The sequence below is a fragment of the Brevundimonas sp. genome (assembly GCF_035626975.1).
In the GTDB taxonomy this organism is placed as follows: domain Bacteria; phylum Pseudomonadota; class Alphaproteobacteria; order Caulobacterales; family Caulobacteraceae; genus Brevundimonas.
This window is the reverse complement of sequence record NZ_DASPMQ010000016.1, coordinates 1-18,397: the sequence shown is the minus strand read 5'-3', so window position 1 is coordinate 18,397 and position 18,397 is coordinate 1. Positions and strand designations below refer to the sequence as shown.

At 71.7% G+C, this 18,397-nt stretch carries 18 protein-coding genes; 8 read left to right on the top strand and 10 right to left on the bottom strand.

Annotated features, from left to right (window positions below):
- Positions 1–14: 14 nt before the first annotated feature.
- Together VEB62_RS04115 and VEB62_RS04110 are read right to left on the bottom strand one after the other, a co-directional pair.
- Positions 15–965, bottom strand: a complete 951-nt coding sequence (locus VEB62_RS04115) for an acetyl-CoA carboxylase carboxyltransferase subunit alpha (protein ID WP_324795754.1) — start codon at positions 963–965, stop codon at positions 15–17.
- 82 nt (positions 966–1,047) lie between these two features.
- Complete coding sequence (locus VEB62_RS04110) at positions 1,048–1,959, bottom strand: site-specific tyrosine recombinase XerD (protein WP_324795751.1); 912 nt, start codon at positions 1,957–1,959, stop codon at positions 1,048–1,050.
- A gap of 137 nt (positions 1,960–2,096) precedes the next feature.
- Here VEB62_RS04110 and VEB62_RS04105 point away from each other — a divergent pair, with 137 nt between their 5' ends.
- From VEB62_RS04105 to VEB62_RS04095, 3 genes are read left to right on the top strand one after another with little or no spacing between them, the layout of a single operon-like run.
- Positions 2,097–2,663, top strand: coding sequence for a shikimate kinase (locus VEB62_RS04105; RefSeq protein ID WP_324795781.1), 567 nt, complete (start codon positions 2,097–2,099; stop codon positions 2,661–2,663).
- Positions 2,660–3,781 (top strand): 3-dehydroquinate synthase, encoded by a 1,122-nt coding sequence (aroB, locus tag VEB62_RS04100; protein WP_324795748.1) that lies wholly within the window; start codon positions 2,660–2,662, stop codon positions 3,779–3,781. Before VEB62_RS04105 ends, aroB begins: the two co-directional genes overlap by 4 nt.
- Positions 3,778–4,362 (top strand): GNAT family N-acetyltransferase, encoded by a 585-nt coding sequence (locus VEB62_RS04095; protein WP_324795744.1) that lies wholly within the window; start codon positions 3,778–3,780, stop codon positions 4,360–4,362. Before aroB ends, VEB62_RS04095 begins: the two co-directional genes overlap by 4 nt.
- Here VEB62_RS04095 and VEB62_RS04090 read toward each other — a convergent pair.
- Positions 4,359–4,763, bottom strand: a complete 405-nt coding sequence (locus VEB62_RS04090) for an MliC family protein (RefSeq protein ID WP_324795742.1) — start codon at positions 4,761–4,763, stop codon at positions 4,359–4,361. The genes VEB62_RS04095 and VEB62_RS04090 overlap by 4 nt on opposite strands.
- 42 nt (positions 4,764–4,805) lie before the next feature.
- Positions 4,806–5,279 (bottom strand): tRNA adenosine(34) deaminase TadA, encoded by a 474-nt coding sequence (gene tadA, locus VEB62_RS04085; RefSeq protein WP_324795739.1) that lies wholly within the window; start codon positions 5,277–5,279, stop codon positions 4,806–4,808.
- Between tadA and VEB62_RS04080 the strand changes: the two genes are divergently transcribed.
- Entirely contained in the window at positions 5,268–6,788 is a 1,521-nt protein-coding gene (locus VEB62_RS04080; protein WP_324795736.1) for a pseudouridine synthase, read from the top strand. The genes tadA and VEB62_RS04080 overlap by 12 nt on opposite strands.
- 3 nt (positions 6,789–6,791) lie before the next feature.
- Complete coding sequence (rsmD, locus tag VEB62_RS04075) at positions 6,792–7,367, top strand: 16S rRNA (guanine(966)-N(2))-methyltransferase RsmD (protein WP_324795734.1); 576 nt, start codon at positions 6,792–6,794, stop codon at positions 7,365–7,367.
- Here the strand turns inward: rsmD and VEB62_RS04070 are convergent.
- On the bottom strand, positions 7,350–7,625 hold the full coding sequence (locus VEB62_RS04070; RefSeq protein ID WP_324795731.1) for a YjhX family toxin: 276 nt from the start codon (positions 7,623–7,625) through the stop codon (positions 7,350–7,352). The genes rsmD and VEB62_RS04070 overlap by 18 nt on opposite strands.
- Positions 7,626–7,811: 186 nt before the next feature.
- Between VEB62_RS04070 and VEB62_RS04065 the strand changes: the two genes are divergently transcribed.
- Together VEB62_RS04065 and VEB62_RS04060 are read left to right on the top strand one after the other, a co-directional pair.
- A complete protein-coding gene (locus VEB62_RS04065; protein WP_324795729.1) occupies positions 7,812–8,843 on the top strand; it encodes a Kelch repeat-containing protein in 1,032 nt (343 codons plus the stop codon).
- A 41-nt stretch (positions 8,844–8,884) separates the two neighbouring features.
- Positions 8,885–9,676 carry a MerR family transcriptional regulator gene (locus tag VEB62_RS04060; protein ID WP_324795726.1) on the top strand — a complete coding sequence of 264 codons (792 nt, stop codon included), beginning with the start codon at positions 8,885–8,887 and terminating at the stop codon, positions 9,674–9,676.
- On the opposite strand, the gene VEB62_RS04055 is transcribed toward VEB62_RS04060, so the two are convergent.
- Together VEB62_RS04055 and mutL are read right to left on the bottom strand one after the other, a co-directional pair.
- A complete protein-coding gene (locus tag VEB62_RS04055; protein ID WP_324795723.1) occupies positions 9,673–10,134 on the bottom strand; it encodes a low molecular weight protein-tyrosine-phosphatase in 462 nt (153 codons plus the stop codon). The two genes, VEB62_RS04060 and VEB62_RS04055, sit on opposite strands and share 4 nt — an antisense overlap.
- The gene (gene mutL, locus VEB62_RS04050) at positions 10,134–11,990 is read right to left on the bottom strand and encodes a DNA mismatch repair endonuclease MutL (protein WP_324795720.1); all 1,857 of its coding nucleotides are present in this window, start codon (positions 11,988–11,990) and stop codon (positions 10,134–10,136) included. Before mutL ends, VEB62_RS04055 begins: the two co-directional genes overlap by 1 nt.
- A gap of 114 nt (positions 11,991–12,104) precedes the next feature.
- On the opposite strand from mutL, the gene VEB62_RS04045 reads away from it, so the two are divergent.
- Entirely contained in the window at positions 12,105–13,802 is a 1,698-nt protein-coding gene (locus VEB62_RS04045; RefSeq protein WP_324795718.1) for a tetratricopeptide repeat protein, read from the top strand.
- On the opposite strand, the gene VEB62_RS04040 is transcribed toward VEB62_RS04045, so the two are convergent.
- The 3 genes from VEB62_RS04040 to VEB62_RS04030 all read right to left on the bottom strand — a co-directional run.
- Positions 13,799–14,605 (bottom strand): DsbA family protein, encoded by an 807-nt coding sequence (locus VEB62_RS04040; protein ID WP_324795716.1) that lies wholly within the window; start codon positions 14,603–14,605, stop codon positions 13,799–13,801. The genes VEB62_RS04045 and VEB62_RS04040 overlap by 4 nt on opposite strands.
- A gap of 19 nt (positions 14,606–14,624) precedes the next feature.
- A complete protein-coding gene (locus tag VEB62_RS04035; RefSeq protein WP_324795713.1) occupies positions 14,625–16,034 on the bottom strand; it encodes a M48 family metalloprotease in 1,410 nt (469 codons plus the stop codon).
- 61 nt (positions 16,035–16,095) lie between these two features.
- Positions 16,096–18,397 (bottom strand): Rne/Rng family ribonuclease (locus VEB62_RS04030; RefSeq protein WP_324795710.1); only part of this gene is annotated, 2,302 nt, incomplete at its 5' end.

Sequence of the window (18,397 nt, the reverse complement as noted above, 5' to 3'; positions counted from 1 at the left end):
GGTTAACGAAACCCTCAGCCCATGCGGCCGATGGCGTAGAAGCGGTCGGCGCGGGCCTTGCGGATCTGCTCGGGCGACAGGGTCGACAGGGCGGCCAGCTCCTCGGCCAGGACGTCGCCGACGTTGGCGATGGCCGCGGCCGGATCGGCGTGGGCGCCGCCGACCGGCTCGGGGATGATGCGATCGACGATCTTCAGCTCGAGCAGGTCGGGGCCGGTGATCTTCATGGCCATGGCGGCGTCGCGGGCGCGGGCCCCGTCGCGCCACAGGATGCCGGCCGCGCCCTCGGGCGAAATGACCGAATAGATCGAGTGCTCGAGCATCAGCACCCGGCCGGCGGCGGCGATGGCGATGGCCCCGCCGGAGCCGCCCTCGCCGGTGACGGTGGCGATCGAGGGCACGCCCAGGGTCAGGCAGCGCTCGGTCGAGCGGGCGATGGCCTCGGCCTGGCCGCGCTCCTCGGCGCCGAGGCCCGGATAGGCGCCGGCGGTGTCGACGAAGGTCAGCACCGGCAGGCCGTACTGCTCGGCCAGATCCATCAGCCGGACCGCCTTGCGGTAGCCTTCGGGCCGGGCCATGCCGAAATTGTGGGTCAGGCGGGTCTGGGTGTCGTGGCCCTTCTCGTGGCCCATGACCACGACCGGGGAGCCGCGGAACCTGGCCAGGCCGCCGAGGATGGCCTGGTCGTCGCCGAACTGGCGGTCGCCCTTAAGTTCGACGAAATCGGTGAACAGGCCCTCGCAGAAGTCGACGAAATGGGGCCGCTGGGGGTGGCGGGCGACCTGGGTCTTCATCCACGGGTCGAGCGCGGCGTAGGTCTTCCTGCGGAGCTGTTCGGCCTTCTTGCGCAGGCCCTCGACCTCGGCGTCGAACGAGCCGGAGGTCGAGGAGAGCAGGTTCAGCTCCTCGATCTTCGCCTCCAGATCGGCGATCGGCTTTTCGAATTCGAGGTAGTGGGTGGCCATCAGGCGTCCGGAACAGGCGCGCGGTAAGCGCTACGGAAGGCGGCGGAACCTAGTGGGGTCAACGCCGGGGGGCAAGCGGGGTTCAGTCGTCGCGCGCCAGGGGATGCTTGTCGCGCACCACCTGGGCGAGGCGGTCGACGGCGACGTGGGTATAGATCTGGGTGGTGGCGATGTCGGCGTGGCCGAGCAGGGTCTGGACCACGCGCAGGTCGGCGCCGCCCTCGAGCAGATGGGTGGCGAAGGCGTGACGCAGCACGTGGGGGCTGACCCGGGCGGGATCGACGCCGGCGTCGACGGCGGACTGATCCAGCAGCTGGGCGAAGCGGCGGGGGGTCAGATGGCCCTTCGCCGACGACGACGGGAACAGCCAGGGGCTGTCGGGGGCCTTTTCGGGGCGAGCGGCGTCGCGGGCGATGAGCCAGGCCCTGACGGCCTCGCGGGCCGAGGCGTTGAGCGGGGCGAGCCGTTCCTTGCCGCCCTTGCCGCGCACGATCAGGAAGGCCGGGTCCCGGCGGACGGCCTCGACGCGCAGGCCCAGCAGCTCCGACACGCGCAGGCCCGAGGCGTAGGCCAGTTCGACCAGGGCCACCAGGCGCAGGCCGGCGGCGCCGTCACGGGCCGAGGCGGCGGCCAGCAGGCCTTCGATCTCGTCGCGGCTGAGGGTCCTCGGCAGGCTGCGCCCCTGTTTGGGGGCGTCCAGCCGGCGGGACGGGTCGTCCGTCCGCCAGCCCTCGCCCAGCGCGAAGCGGTAGAACTGGCGCACGGCCGAGCGGCGGCGGGCCTGGGTGGCGGCGGACAGGCCGCGTGCGCCCAGACCGGCGTACCACGCCTCGACCGCGGCCTCGTCGGCCTGCATCAGGCCGCCGGACAGGGCGGCCTCGGCGTCGGCGAGGTCGCGGCCATAGGCGGACAGGGTGTGGGGCGAGGCGTCGCGTTCGACCGCCATCATCTCCAGAAAGGCCTCAACCTGCGGGGGCGCTAAGGGCGGGGTCATGCGCGGGACCACTTTGCGTCGGCGGCGCCTGGTGTAAAGGGTGGTCGGGTCATGACGCCTTGCCTGCCACCGTCCGTCCCGCCGTTCGTCCCGCTTCCGGGCCGCCGCCTCCCGCGAGGCCGGTCGTGAGCGAGGTCATGCCGGCGGCGGGGCCGATTCCTGTCCATCGCCGCACCATAGCGCTGGTCGGGCTAATGGGGGTGGGGAAATCGACGGTCGGGCGGCGGCTGGCCAGGCGGCTGAACCTGCCGTTCGCCGACGGCGACATCGAGATCGAGGCGGCGGCGGCCATGACCGTGTCGGACATCTTCGCCCAACTGGGCGAGGCCGAGTTCCGGGCCGGCGAGGCGCGGGTGATGAAGCGCCTGCTGGAAGGCCCGCGGATGGTGCTGGCCACCGGCGGCGGCGCCATCCTGAACCCCGACACCCGGACCCTGCTGAAGGACCGGGCGGTGACGGTGTGGATGCGCGCCGATCTGGAGACGGTGGCGCAGCGGGTGCAGCGGCGCGACACCCGGCCGCTGCTGCGGGGCCGCGACCCGCTGACGGCGCTCAGGGCCATGGCCGAGGTGCGCTACCCGGTCTATGCGACCGCCGATGTGACCGTGGACGTAGCCGGCGGGGCGCACGCGCAGGCGGTCGAGGCGATCCATGACGCGTTGCAGGCCTATTTCGCGGCGCATGAGCCGGAGATGAGGGCATGACGACGACGGTGTCGGTCGCGGGCGGCGATTTCCGGCCCTATGAGGTGGTCGTCGGCCGGGGGCTGCTGGCCGGGCTGGGCGCGCGCGTGGCGCCGCTGGCCCGGGGACGGACCGTGGTCATCACCGACGAGACCGTGGCCGGCCTGCACGGCAAGGCCGCGCTGGCGTCGCTGAAGGCGGCGGGCGTTCCTGCCCGGCTACTGACCGTGCCGCCGGGCGAGGGCTCGAAGTCATTCGCCGAGCTCGAGCGGGTGATTGACCGGATGCTGGCCTTCCAGCTGGACCGGACGGATGTGATCGTCGCGCTGGGTGGAGGCGTGGTCGGCGATCTGGCCGGGTTGGCGGCGGCGTTGTTCATGCGCGGGATCGACTTCGTCCAGGTTCCCACGACCCTGCTGGCCCAGGTGGATTCCTCGGTCGGCGGCAAGACGGCGATCGACACGCCACGCGGCAAGAACCTAGTCGGGGCGTTCCACCAGCCGCGGCTGGTGGTGGCCGACATCGACGTGCTGGCCACCCTGCCGGAGCGGCAGCTGCGCTCGGGCTGGGCCGAGGTGCTGAAGCACGGGCTGATCTGCGACGCCGCCTTCTTCGACTGGCTGGCGGACACTTCGGTTTCGGGGGGCGCGGCGGGGGCGGCGGGCGATCCGGCGGCGCTGGAGCGGGCCGTGGTGCGCTCGGTGGAGATCAAGAGCGCCATCGTCGGGGAGGACGAGAAGGAGGCCGGTCGCCGCGCCCTGCTCAATCTCGGCCACACCTTCGGTCACGCCATCGAGGCGGAACTGGGCTTCGACGAGACGAAGCTGACGCATGGGGAGGCGGTGGCGCTGGGCTGCGCCCTGGCGTTCCGGTTTTCCGCGGCCGGGGGACTGTGTCCGCCGGACGAGGCGGAACGGGTTGGGACGGTCATCGCCGCGGCCGGGCTGCCGACGCGACTTGACCAGGCCGGGGCGTTCCAGAGCGCCGCGCTGGTCGGACGCATGACGGGGGACAAGAAGGCCGAGGGGGGGCGTCTGACCCTGATCCTCGCCCGCCGCATCGGCGAGGCTTTCACGGCGAAGGACGTCGACGCGGCGGCGCTGACCGCGTTCCTGGACCGGGAGCTGTCGGGATCATGAGGATCGAGCCTGCCGTGCTCGAGAACCGCTGGGTGCGGCTTGAGCCCTTCGCGCCGGAGCTGAAGGAAGACGTGCGGGCGGCGATCAGCGTCGACGAGGCGGCGTGGTCGATCATGGTCTCGACCGCTTACGGGGATGATTTCGATCCGTGGTGGGACGGCTTCGTCGAGCGGCTGGCAGCCGGAAAAGATACGCCCTACGCCGTCCGGCGGCTGACTGACGGCCGGATCGTCGGGACCAGCAGCCTGCACGACCTGTTTCCGATGCACCGGCGAGTGGAGCTCGGTTCGACCTTCTTCCATCCCGATGTCCGGGGCGGCGTGATCAATCCGGCCAGCAAGCGACTGCTGCTGCAGCACGCGTTCGACAGCGGCACCGTGCGGGTCGAGATCATCACCGACGGGATCAACGCCCGCAGCCAGGCGGCCATCGCCAAGCTGGGCGCGGTGCGCGAGGGCGTGCTGCGCCGGCACAAGATCACCCACACCGGGCGGGTGCGCGACACGGTGATGTTCTCGATTACCGATCAGGATTGGCGCGACGTGCGGGCGCGGCTGGACGCGCGGCTGGCCGCCTTCTAGTCGACCGCCCGGCAGTCGGTGGGTTCACGGCCGTCGGCCGTCCAGCGGGCCATGACCCCTTCGCCGCGCAGCTCGTAGCCCGAGGCGCGGTACCACAGGCCGGACGTCGGCCGTTCCATGAACAGGTCCACGGCCTCGCCGTTGGAGTTGCGCACCGTGGCCATGGCGCGGGGATTGTCGAAGTCGACCGACAGGCGCTCGCCGTTGTTGCACAGGTAGACGGTGCGGATGACCCGGTTCAGGGCCCGCTCCTGGACCTCGGCGCCGGTGCGACGGCGCGCGGTCTGGGCCTCCTGGGCGCGCTTGCGAACCGATTCCCCGTCGGTCGGCGCTTCAGCGGGCTTCTGGCCGCAGGCTGTCAGGGCGAGAGCGGCCGCGACGGCGAGGGACATCAGACGCATGAAACAAGCCTTGCCGTGGAGGACGGCGGTTCAACGCGCCGTTCAGGCGGCCGTTCCCTTGCGCCGGGCCCGGAAGAAGGCGCGCAACAGGTCCCCGCCGCGGTCCGCGAGCACGCCGCCGGTCGTCTCCGGCCGCCAGTGGCAGGTCGGCTGATCGAAGAAGCGCGGGCCGTGAACCACGGCGCCGCCCTTGGGATCGTCCGCCCCCCAGACCACGCGGCCGATGCGGGCGTGGCTGATGGCCCCGGCGCACATGGCGCAGGGCTCCAGCGTGACATAGAGGGTGAGGCCGGTGAGGCGGTAGTTGCCCCGTTTCGCCGCCGCGGCGCGCAGGGCCACGATCTCGGCGTGGGCGGTCGGATCATGGGCTCCGATCGGGCCGTTGCGGCCCTCGGCGACGACCTCGCCGGTGCGTTCGTCGACGATCACGCAGCCCACGGGAGTCTCTCCCGCGTCCGCCGCCGCTTGCGCACAGGCCAAGGCCATGTGCATGAACCGCTCATCATGGCCTTCCATCCCCGAGACAACGACAAGAAGCCGCGCCCGCGTCAAGACGGCGACCGCGACGGCCCCCGCAAACCCTTCGCCAAGGCCGGTCCGAAAGGGCCGCCGCGCGCCGGCGGAAAGCCCTTTTCGAAGGACGGCAAGCCCGCCGCCAAGGCCGACGAGGGTCCGAAGCGCAGCGAGCGCATCGCCAAGGCCATGGCCCGGGCCGGCATTGCCTCGCGGCGCGAGGTCGAACGGCTGATCGGCCTCGGCAAGGTGGCGGTCAACGGCAAGATTCTCGACACGCCGGCGGTGCTGGTCACCCGCGATGACGTCATCACCGTCGACGGCAAGCCGATCGGCTCGGCCCAGGCGACGCGGGTGTGGCGCTATCACAAGCCCGCCGGCCTGCTGACCTCGCATACCGACCCGGCCGGACGGCCGACCGTGTTCGACGCCCTGCCCAGCGGGCTGCCGCGGGTGATTTCCGTCGGCCGGCTCGACCTGAACACCGAGGGCCTGCTGCTGCTGACCAACGACGGCGAGCTGAGCCGGGCGCTGGAGCTGCCGCAGACGGAGCTGGTGCGTCAGTACCGGGCGCGGGCGCGGGGCCGGGTCAGCCAGCTGCAGCTGGATACGCTGAAGGACGGCGTCACCGTCGACGGGGTCCGCTACGGTCCGATCGAGGCCACGCTGGACAAGGCGAAGGAGAGCGAGGGCAACGCCCCGGCCAACCTGTGGATCAGCGTCTCCATCACCGAGGGCAAGAACCGCGAGGTCCGCAAGGTGCTGGAGCACCTCGGGCTGACCGTGAACCGGCTGATCCGCCTGGCCTATGGTCCGTTCCAGCTCGGCACCCTGCCGCTGGGGTCGGTCGAGGAGGTCGGGCCGCGGGTGATCCGTGAGCTGCTGGCCCAGCACATCCGGCCCGAGAACCTGCCGACCGGCAATACGGTGTCGACGCCCGCGCCGATCCCGGGGCGGCGAACGTCGGCTCCGATCGTCAAGGGCGCGTCGGGCTCGGCCATTTCGGACCCGTCGCGCAAGCCGAGCCGGGTCCGCGCCGCCGGCGCCGCCGCCGATGCGGCGGCGGAACGGGCGGCCCGCCCGCAGAAGAAGCCCGGCTGGGCCAAGGCCACGCCGAAGTTCGAGCATCCGAAGAAGGCCTTCACCCCGCGCGCCCGGCCCGAAGGCGAGGCCGCCGGGGGAGATCGTCCCAAACGCGCCTTCACGCCGCGCGCGGACCAGTTCATCGACAAGCCGCGCGGCGGCCGTCCGGCAGCGGGCCGGTCCGAGGCCCGTCCCGAGGGCGGCCGGTCGTTCGGCAAGCCGGCCGCCGACGGGGATCGCCCGAAGCGTCCATTCAAGCCACGCGAGGGCGCGGCGCCGCGGGGCGATGCGCCGTCGAGCGGATTCAAGCCGCGGGGCGGCGGAACGCGCAGCAACCCGCCCGGGGGGGCTCGTCCGGGCGGCTCGCGTCCCGGGGCCGGTCCCGCCGGCGGCCGGGGCAGCCCGCGGGGTCCGCGCTCCAAGGGTTGAGTCATGAGGATCGTCGCCGGCAGCCTGAAGGGGCGCAATATCGTCGCGCCGGAAGGGCAGGGCACGCGCCCGACCTCCGATCGGGCGCGGCAGGCCGTGTTCAACGTGCTGGAGCATGCGGCGTGGGCCGAGCCTCTGGACGGGCTGCGGGTCATCGACCTGTACGCCGGCTCGGGCGCGCTGGGCTTCGAGGCGATCAGCCGGGGCGCGGCCTTCGCCCTGTTCGTGGAGACCGACGACGAGGCGCGCGGGGCTATCCGCGAGAACGCCGACGCCTATGGGGTGATGGGGCGGACGCGGGTGCACCGGCGCAGCGCTGTGGACCTCGGCGTTCGCCCGGGGTCGGATGGCGAGGCCTTCGATCTGGCGTTCCTCGATCCGCCCTACCGCAAGGGACTGGGAGAGCAGACGCTGCTTCGGCTGCTCGAGGGGAATTGGTTGAAGCCCGGCGCGGTGGTGGTGTTCGAGCGCGGTTCGGACGAGCCCGAGATCGAGACGCCCGGCTACGAGCGGCTGGACGCGCGCGACTATGGGGCCGCGCGCGTCCTTTTCCTCAGGGCGTCACCAGCGGCGCTCTGAGACCCGGTTGTCGAGCTGGCTGCGCATGCGCGCCAGCCCGTCGCGGTTGACCCGGTAGGGGCCGCCGCCATGCGAGGCGATCAGCCCCTTCTTCTTCAGCCTGCGCCATACCGACAGGGTGCAGTCGGTCAGGCGAAAGCCGTCGCGGGTGAAGCAGTCGGCGCGCACGATGCGGCCGTCGTCATCGCGGATCAGCAGGATGCCGCCGCCCTGCGCGAGGGCGTGCAGCGTGCGCTGTTCCGCACGGGAGATGTTCATGGGAATGTCCGGAAAGGCGTGAACGAGTGCGCCGGCGCGGGGGCGCGCCTGCGGGTTCAGAGGCTCTTCACAGTCTTTGCCGTGAGGCCTCAGGCCTTGCGGACAATCTCGGACATAGGCTTCCCGGAGGGGGGTGGAACGGCCGCCGTATAGCGCAGCTGCCGGTTCTGCGCCAGATTGACGGACATGAGCACCCTTGACCGCCGCGCCTTCCTCGCCGCCGCCGCCGCTTCGGCCGCCGTTCCGTTCGCCGCCGATGCGCAGGAGACTCCGGGCGGCTGGGCGCCGCGGGCCGCGCTGCCGTGGCCGGTTCAGGAGATATACGCCGCCGAACACGCGGGGCGGATCGTCGTGGGCGGCGGGCTGGTGTCGCGACCGGGCGAGCCGCTGCATATCGAGGACCGGACGGCGTTTTATGACCCGCAAGCCGACCGCTGGGAGGCCGGACCCGGCCTGCCCGCGCCCCGGCACCATCCGATGCTGATCGCCGGCGGCCATGATCTCTACGTCGTCGGCGGCTACGCGCGGTCGGAAGCGGGCGACTGGTCCAATACGACGACCGCCTGGGTGTTGGGCGAAGGCGCCTGGAAGGCGATCGCATCATTGCCGTCGCCGCAGGCCGAGGCCGTGGGCGTCGGTTGGGGCGAGACCCTGCACCTGATCACAGGCCGGACGCCGGGCGGGGACGCGAACGGGAACTGGAACGACCAGGCCGACACCGACCGGCACCTGATCTATCATGTCGGCGACGACCGCTGGGACCTCGGGCGGCCATGTCCGATGGCGCGCAACAGCGCCGCGGCGGCGGCCATGGACGGCGGCATCTGGGTCGCGGGCGGGCGCACGGTCGGCGGAGGCGGCACGGGCCGGCTGGATCGATACAGTCCGGCGGAGGACCGCTGGGATACGCTGGCGCCGATTCCGCCCTCGCCGTCGACGGGTCACCAGGTCGGCGGCGGTCTGGCCATGGCGGCGGCGGGCGGCAGGTTGGTGGCCTTCGGGGGAGAGTGGTTCCAGCGCGGCGCGGGAGGCGGAGTATTCGCCGAGACCTGGATCTACGATCCCGCGCGCGACGCGTGGGAGGCCGGTCCGCCCATGCGCACCCCGCGCCACGGACTTGCGGCGGCCGCCGCCGGGGGTGTCGTCTATGCGATCGCGGGCGGGGCCGTGGTCTCGGGCGGCCGGGCGACCGGTGTCGTGGAGGCGCTGCGACTTTGACGGTTGACCCTCACGCGGCGTGAGGCCCCATAGCCACGCCCATGCGGAACGACGCGAAACACAGAGCCTATGCCGTCGGCGAACTGGCGCGGTTGTCCGGGGTCTCGATCCGGACGCTGCACCACTATGACGATATCGGCCTGCTGAAACCCGCGTCGGTCGGCGAGAACGGATACCGTCTTTACGGGCGTGAGGAATTGCTGCGGCTGCAGCAGATCCTGTTTCATCGCGAACTGGGGATGTCGCTCGCCGACATCGCCGCCGCGCTGGACGCGCCCGGCTTCGACCGCCTGGCCGCGCTGCGGCTCCAGCGCGAGCGGATACTGGCCGAGACGGACCGTCATCGCCGGCTGCTTGGGACGATCGACCGCACGATCGCCGAACTGGAAGGAGAGCGGACGATGGCTGACATCGATCTCTACAAGGGCCTGGCGCCCGAGAAGCAGGCTGAATACGAGGCCTTCATCATCGACAAATACGGCGACGGCGCCCGCGCCCGCATCGATGCGGGCAAGCGGCGCATGGCGGCGATGAGTCCGGAGGAGGCGCAGGCCCATATGGACGAACTGGCCGGCATCGAGGACGATCTGGGCGCGGCGGTCCGGGCCGGCGTGGCTCCGGATGAAGCCCTGCTGGATCCGGTTCTGCGACGGCATCACGCCTGGGTCGGGGCGGCATGGGACAGCCTGCCGTCGGCGGAGGCCTATACGGGCCTTGGCGAACTCTACGCCGACCATCCGGACTTCGTGAGCCGATACGAGACCTTGCAGCCCGGCCTGGCCGCCTGGCTCAAGGCGGCCATGGCCGCCTTCGCCCGGCGAAACCTGACCTAGCGCCGGAGCCGGGCCGCGAGCGCGCGGGCGGCGGCGGAGACCTCGGCCCAGGTGACTTCGAAGCCGGCGTCGTCGCCGAACCACGGATCAGCCACCGCCTGACCCTCGCGGCCCTCGACATGGTCCAGCAGCAGGCTGAGCTCGGCGCTGCCGTCCGCGGGCGCCAGCTTGCGCAGGTTGGCGAGATTGTCATGGTCGAGGGCGATCACATGGGTGAAGCGCCGGAAGTCCTCGGGCCGCACCTGCCTCGCCCGCAGGCCCGAGATGTCGACGCCGTGTCGCCGGGCCACGGCCTGGGCCCGGCGGTCGGGCGGCTCGCCGGCGTGCCAGTTCCCGGTGCCGGCGGAGTCGACGATCAGGTCGAGGCCCAGTTCGGCGGCCTCGGCCCGCAGGGCGCCCTCCGCCAGTGGCGAGCGACAGATGTTGCCGAGGCAGACGAACAGGACGGAGGAAGTCACTAGCGCCGTCCGAACAGCTTCTCGAGGTCGGCCAGCTTGAGCTCGACGTAGGTCGGGCGGCCGTGGTTGCACTGGCCGGAGTGGGGGGTGGCCTCCATCTGGCGGAGCAGGGCGTTCATCTCGGGCGCGGACAGCACGCGGCCGGCGCGGACGCTGCCGTGGCAGGCCATGGTTCCGCACACCTCGCCGAGCCGCTCGCTGAGCGCCAGGGCGGCGCCGTGCTCGGACAGGTCGTCGGCGATATCGCGGATCAGGCCCTGGACATCGGTGTCGCCGAGCAGGGCGGGGGTCTCGCGGACCAGCACGGCCCCGGCCCCGAACGGCTCGACGATCAGGCCGAGCTGGGCCAGTTCGTCGGCGCGGGCGGAGACGCGCTCGGCCTCGGCGGGATCGAGCTCGACCACCTCGGGGGTCAGCAGGGCCTGGCGGGTCACCGAGCCGGCGGCCATCTGCACCTTCATCCGCTCGTAGACGAGACGTTCGTGGGCGGCGTGCTGATCGACGACGACGAGGCCGTCGCGGGTCTGGGCGACGATGTAGGTGCCGTGCAACTGAGCCCGGGCGGCGCCGAGCGGATAGTCGAGCGGGTCGATGATCTCCGCTCCGCCGGGGATCGGCTCGGGCGCGGCGCCGAGATCGAGGGTCTCGACCCGGGCCGAGCGCTCGTTGAGGCCCGGCAAAACCTGGGCGGCCGCCGCGGCGGAGCCGGCCCAGCCCTGCCAGCCGCTGAAGCCCTGGGCCGAGGGCGACGAAGGGCTGTACGCCGCGCCGGCGCCCACGCCGGAATGTGGGCGGAACCCCGCCAGTGCGTCGGCGGCGACGGTGGTGGAGGCTCGGTGGCCGGCTCCGGCGAGGGCGTGACGCAGTGCACCGACGATCAGGCCCCGCACCAGCTGCGGGTCGCGGAAGCGGACCTCGGCCTTGGCGGGGTGAACATTGACGTCGACGTAGAGCGGGTCGACCTCGAGAAACAGCACCGCCGCCGGGTGACGATCGCGGGCGAGGAAGTCGGCGTAGGCGCCGCGCAGCGCGCCTTGCAGCAGCCGGTCCCGGACAGGGCGGCCGTTGACGAACAGATACTGATGGCCGGCGTTGCCCCGGCTGTAGGTCGGCAGGCCCGCGTAGCCGGTCAGGCGGACGCCGTCGCGCGCCTGATCGATCAGCAGGGCGTTGGCCTCGAAGTCACGGCCGAGCAGGGCGGCCAGCCGCTTGAGCCGGCCTCCGTCGCCCGGATGTTCGGCCGGCAGGCGCAGGGTGGTGCGGCCGTCGAGGTCGAGGGTGAAGGCGACGGTCTCATGCGCCATGGCCTGGCGCTTGATCTCCTCCGAGATGGCCATGGCTTCCGAGCGCTCGGATTTCATGAACTTCAGCCGCGCTGGGGTGGCGTAGAACAGGTCCCGGACCTCGACCCGGGCGCCGTGCGGACCGGGGAAGCCGGCGGGCGCGACCGGGCGCTGGTCGCCGCCCTCGACGGTGATCTGGTGGGCGTCGCCACCCTCGCGGGGCCGGCTGGTGATGGTGAGGCGGGCCACCGAGCCGATCGAGGGCAGGGCCTCGCCGCGGAAGCCGAGGGTGGAGATGCGCAGCAGGTCGACGTCGCCCGCGTCGTCGGGCTCCAGCTTGGAGGTGGCGTGGCGCTCGACCGCCAGGGCCAGCTGGTCGGCGGCCATGCCGTGCCCGTCGTCGGCGATCAGGATGCGGCTGAGGCCGCCGCCGTCGGCCTGGATCTCGATCCGCGTCGCGCCGGCGTCGAGGGCGTTCTCGACCAGCTCCTTGATGGCGCTGGCCGGGCGTTCGACCACCTCGCCGGCGGCGATGCGATTGACGGTCTCGGGCGGGAGGCGGCGGATGGGCATGGGAGTCGCAAGTATGGCCCGTGTCGGAGAAAGGAAGAAGCGCCGCTTGGTCTCACCCTGGGGTTAGGTCACTATGTCTGGGGACCAGTTTCTGGGGCGGGGGAGATTTCCGGGATGCGCAGGCTTCTGATGTGCGGCGTGGGCGCCGCCGCCGTGCTGATCGGGCCGTCCGCCCTGGCCGACGCCACCGTCGACCGCGCGGTGATGGATCTGATCGAACGACCGCGAATCTGCGGGCCCGACGGCGCACGGGCCGAGGGCGCGCCGGTGGCCGAGATGATCATGGTCGACGGCTTCGGCTCGGGCGGCTTCAAGGTCGACACGGCCAATCCCGACGCGCAGGCCTGGTTCGACCACGGGGTGCGCCTGCGCTGGGCCTTCGAGCACGGCGAGTCGGTGCGCGCCTTCCGCAGGGCCCGGATGCTGGATTCGACCTGCGGGATGTGCGCCTGGGGCGAGGCCTGGGCCATGGGGCCGAACCTGAACGGCGGCGGAGGGGCGGCGGAAACGCAGGCGGCCGCGCTGAAGGCCGCGCGCGACGCCCGCCGCCTGGCCCGCGACGCCACCCCCGTGCAGCGCCAGATGATCGACGCCCTGGTGCAGCGCTATTCCGGACGCGAGGCCTCGCGGGCCAACCGGTTCGCCACGGCCATGGACCGGATCGCCCGGCGGAACCCCTCGGATATCGCCGTCGCCGCCGTCGCGGCCGACGCCTGGATGATGAAGGCCGAGCGCTGGTGGGACGACGAAGGCAAGGCCGCCGATCCCGGCATCGTGCGGGCCATGGAGATTCTCGAGCAGACGCTGGCCCGGGCGCCCGACGATCCGGCGGCGATCCACCTGTACATCCACCTGACCGAATGGTCGGACGACCCGCACAAGGCCATTCCGTACGGCGAGCGGCTGGCGGCGCTGGCGCCGGGGGCCAGCCATCTGGTGCACATGCCGTCGCACACCTTCTACCGGGTCGGGCGCTACAAGGACGCGATGATGTCCAACGTCAACGCGGTGGCGCTGGACCGCCGCTACGACGGGCTGGCGCGACCGCCGGGCGGCGTCCCGGGCATGCCGCTGCACGGGCACAACATCCATTTCGGCATGGGCGGGGCCCTGATGGCCGGCGGCGGCGACGAAGGGCTGAAGCTGGCCGACTGGTACATGGCCACCTATCCCGACATTCCGGCGGACAGCGCCTGGCGTCAGATGGTCGCCAACAACGCCTATGCGATCTATGGCCGGTTCGGCGACCCGGCGCGGGTGGCCGCGTTGAAGGAGCCGCCGGCCAGCCATCCGATGCTGCGAATCAGCTGGCGCTACGCCCGGGGCGAGGCGGCGGCGCGGGCGGGCGACGCCGATGCGGTCCGGACCGAGGCGGCCGCCATTGCGGAGCTGCGCGAGGATCCGCGGTTCTCTGCCGGGTCGGCGCAGGAGCGTCGTCGGGCCTTCGTCGAACTGTCCCAGCGGGTGCTGGAAGGGCGGGCGGCGATGATCGACGGCGACCACGCCGCGGCGGTCGCGGCCTTTATCCGCGCCGCGGAGCTGCAGGCGATGGACGACGAGGGCGGCGATCCGCCGGTGATCTGGTATCCGACCCGGCGCAGCCTGGCGGCGGCGATGCTGGCATCCGGCGACGCCGCGGGCGCCCGCGGCAAGGTGCTGGAACTGCTGGAGGACTGGCCGAACGACCCGTACAGCTATTTCGTCCTGTCGCAGGCCGAGACGGCGCTTGGAAATCCCGACGCCGCGGCCGAGGCGGAGCGCCGGTCGCGGGTCGAATGGATCGGCGGCGCGATGGACCTGAAGCTGGCCTAGCCGGCTTTCGCCGCGCGGATCGCCTGGTCGAGCGCGGCCGGCTCGATCGACTCGCTGGCCCTGCCGTTGACGAAGAAGGTCGGCGTGCCGACCAGGCCCAGGGCCATGGCCGAGGTCTGCATGTCGGCCATGTGACGGGCGATCTCCGGGCTCGCCATCGTCGCCTCGGCCTGGGCCATCGACACGCCGTTGGCGGCGAGAACGGCGTCGACCGAGTCCGCCGACAGCGCCGGTTGGGCCATCAGGTCGCGAAATACGGGCAGGTATTTGCCTTGCCGGTGCGCGGCCTGGGCGGCGCGGGCGGCGTAATGAGACACGCCGTTGGTCGGGCCGTCGAGGATCGGCCACTCCTTGAACACGAAGCGCACGTCCGGATGCGCCTGCATCAACCGCAACACCTCGGGCGCCGTGGCCTTGCAGCCCGGGCAGCGGAAGTCGAAGAATTCGATCACCGTCACGCGGGCGTCGGCCGGGCCGAAGGCGGCGTCCCGACTGTCGACGCTCAGCAGGCCGGGGTTGGCCGCCACCCGGGCCGTAATCTCCACCGCCTTCTGGCGGGCCTCGACGATCTGCTGCTGCTGCGCCTTGAGGTCGAGGGCGTTGCTGACTTCCTGCAGCACCTCGGGATTCTGGACCAGGTAGGTCCTCACGCGCGAGCCGAAGTCAGTTCCCGTGGCGTAGGGCGCGACCGCGATGATCAGGGCGACCACCGACACCGCCAGCGCCGCGACGCCGGCCCGTCCTCCGGACAGCAGGCGGTCCAGCAGGGAGGGCGCGGGCTTGGGATCGGGCGTCTCGGTCATTCAGGCTCTCGAAAAGGGTTCAGCCGGCGGCCGGGACGATGGCGGGGCGGCGGCGTTCGTTGCGGCGATCGACGTCGTCGACGTCTTCCTGGGTCGCGCCCGAGGCGAAGACGATGTCCATGGCCCGGGTCCATTCGGCCGAGCCCGGGTCCAGCATGTCGCGCGCGCGCAGGGCGAACTGCGTGGCCTCCCGCTCGGCGCCGATGGCGAAATACATCTCGGCCGAGGCCAGACGCGCTTCGCCCTCCTTGCCCTGGCTGGCATAGGCCTGGCTCAGCAGCCGCCAGCCCATGCTGTTGTCAGCTTCGAGGGCGGTGGCCCGCTTCAGCTGATCGACGGCCGCGTCGAGCCGGGCGGGGTCGCGCGTCTCGATCAGGGCATGGGCCAGGTTGATGCGCAGCAGGGGCGCGTCCGGCTTGATCTCGACCGAGCGCTGGTGCGCCCCGATCGCCTCCTCGGGCCGGCCCTCCTCAAACAGGATCTGGCCCTTCAGCTCCCAGAAATACGGGTTCTCGGGTTGCTCGGTCAGCAGGGCGTCGACGGCGGCGAGGGCCCTGTCCGTCTGGCCGTCCCGATACCAGGCGATGGCGCGGGCGTAGCGGGCGGGCAGGGCGACGTCGGTTTCCGGATAGTCGCGCAGCGTCTCGCGCGGATGGTCCATGAAGGCGTGGATCTTGGCGAGGATCAGCGCGTGCTGGGCCATGCGCTCGGGGCTGTCGCGATGGTCGTAGCTGGGTTGCTCGGAGACGAAGCGGCGCAGGTTCTCGATGCGGTCGGACGACAGCGGGTGGCTGCGGAAATAGGGATAGCGGCGCGCGTCGGAGAAGACTTCCTGCGAGCGAAAATTCTCGAAGAAGGTGACCAGTCCCCGACCCGACTGGCCGGCGGCCTCCAGGGCGCGAGCCCCGGTGTTGTCGGCCTCGCCTTCCTGATGGGTCATGTAGCGCAGGGCGCTGAGCGTGCCGAAATACTGGCTGTTGCCGAGCAGGACGGCCCCGGCGTCGGGCGCGCCGGCGGCGATGGCCAGGGCGCCCAGCGCCATGGTCATCAGCATGGGCTGCATGCCGGCGTCCCGCGCCCCGTCGCGCAGGGTGTGGCGGTTGCGGATGTGGCCGGCCTCGTGGGCGATGACGCCCAGGAGCTCGTTCGGGCTGGTGGTCCGCAGGATCAGGCCGGTGTTCAGGCCCATGATCCGCCCGCGCGTGGCGAAGGCGTTCAGGTCCCCGTCGTTGATCAGCAGGATCTCGATCTCGGACGGTTCCAGGCCCATGCCCGTGAACACCGGATCGGCCCAGTCGTGAATGATCGACTCGATCTCGGTGTCGCGGATGGCGCTCTGGGCCGAGGCGGGCGCCGCCGCGGCCAGCACGAAGCCGGCCACGGCCGCGGCCCCGACGAGGCGGGCGGCATGTCTGGTCAGCCAATTCATGGCGTACTCCCGATACCGTCGATCGCCCCCGCGTCGATCCTCACTATCTAATCGCGGCCATTCAACGGCGCCACCATCCCCGCTTCGGCTTCTCGGGCGGGGCGACGATCTGGTTCGGGTCCTCGGCGATCAGGGCCGCGACGTCGATCTCCGGCGCCGGCGGGGCCGCAGGCTCCACCAGAGGCGGAGGCGCGACTTCCATGACCGGCTCGATGACGCGTTCCGGGGCAGCGACCGCTTCCGGCGCGGAGGCCTCGACCGTCTCCGCTTCCGGGGCCTCGAGCGCGGGGGCGATTTCGGCCTCGACGGCGTCCGTGGTCACCTTGCGGCGCACGCGGCGGCGCCTGGGTTCCTCGACGACGACGGGAGCGGGGGCTTCGGCCTCGTCGGCGGCCATCGCCGTTTCGGTCGGGTCCTCCGGCGACATGCCCTCGTCGGCGGCCCGGGCTTCGACGGCGGTTTCCGGGGTCAGGTCGCCGGCGGCCCGATCACGACCACGGCCGCGCCCGCGACGACGGCGCGAGCGGCCGGCGCGTTCGCCGGTCTCTCCGGCGTCGGCCTCGAAACGCTCGCGGGGAGCCTCACCGGCTTCACCCGTCGCGGTCTCGGCGGCCGGACGCGGCGCGGCGGCGCCGGGGTTGATCGGATCGAACCAGACGTAGGGATCATCGAGCGAGGGCGTGCGGCCCCGCACCCAGTTGAATCCGTCGCGCTCGCCACCCTCTTCACGGACCCGACGTCCGCCCCGGCGTCCACGGCGGCGACGGCGTCCGGCCTCGCTGTCGTCGTCATCTTCGGCGGCGACGGCGGCGACGGCGGGCGCGGATTCGCCCAGCGGCGCCTCGCCTTCCTCGCGGCGTCCGCCCCGGCGACGGCGTCCCCGGCCACGGCCGCGTTCGCCCTCGGCGCGTTCGGTCCGCTCGCGCGGCTCGTCGTCGTCGGTATCCTCGCGTTCGAGCGCGTCTTCATCCGCCTCGTCGATGAACTCCTCGTCGTCGGCCTCATCGTCGGCCCAGGCGCTGTCGTCGAAGTCGTCGTCGAGATCCACGAACACCTCGACGCCTTCCGGCGGGGTGAAGTCCTCGTTGGTCTCGGTGCGCTCGATGGCGTGCTCGCCCTGGGCCAGGCTGTCGTCGATCTGGATGATGACGTTGAGGCCGCGCTGGGTCAGCAGGCGCTGCAGGTAGTCGCGCTTGTGGTTGAGGATGTAGAGGGCGACCGCGGTGCAGACGCGCAGGTTGACCGCGCCGGCGCCGTTGCGGCCCGCCTCGATGTCGACCCCGCGCAGGGTCATCAGGGCGGCGCTCTCCGCCGAACGGATGCGGCCGGCGCCCTGGCAGTGCGGGCAGACCTCGGTGGCCCCCTCGATGACGCCGAGACGGCGGCGCTGGCGGCTGATCTCCATCAGGCCGAAGCCCGAGATGCGGCCCATCTGGATGCGGGCCCGGTCCTTGGCCAGCGCGTCCTTGAGCGCTTTCTCGACCGCCCGGTTGTTCTTCGACTCATCCATGTCGATGAAGTCGATGACGATCAGGCCGGCGAGGTCGCGCAGGCGCAGCTGGCGGGCCGCCTCGACGGCCGCTTCCATGTTGGTCTTGAAGGCCGTGGCCTCGACGTTGCGCTCCTTGGTGGCGCGGCCGGAGTTGACGTCGATGGCGACCAGCGCCTCGGTCTGGTTGATGACCAGATAGCCGCCCGACTTCAGCGGCACGGTCGGCTGGTGGATCTGGGTCAGCATCTCCTCGATGCCGTTGGACGCGAACAGCGGCCGCGCGCCCTGGTACAGGTGCACCTTCTTCGACTGCGAGGGCATCAGCACCCGCATGAAGTCGCGCGCCTCCCTGAAGCCCTCGACGCCCTCGACCTGGATGCCGTCGAAATCCTTGTCGAACATGTCGCGCACGGCGCGGCGGACGAGGTTTTCTTCCTCATAGATCAGCGAGGGGGCGTTGGAGGCGAGGGTGGTCTCGCGGATCGTCTCCCACAGGCGCAGCAGATATTCGTAGTCGCGCTTGATCTCGGCCTTGGTGCGGCTCTCGCCGGCGGTGCGCAGGATGACGCCCATCCCCTCCGGCACTTCGAGGTCGGCAACGACCTCCTTCAGCCGCTTGCGGTCCTGGGCATTGGTGATCTTGCGCGAGATGCCGCCGCCGCGCGCCGTGTTCGGCATCAGCACCGAATAGCGGCCGGCCAGCGACAGATAGGTGGTGAGTGCCGCACCCTTGTTGCCGCGCTCCTCCTTGACGACCTGCACCAAGAGCACCTGGCGCCTGCGGATGACGTCCTGGATCTTGTACCGCCGCCTCAGATTCTGGCGCTTGCGCCGGAGCTCGTCCGCGGCATTCTCCTCGGGCGCGCTCTCA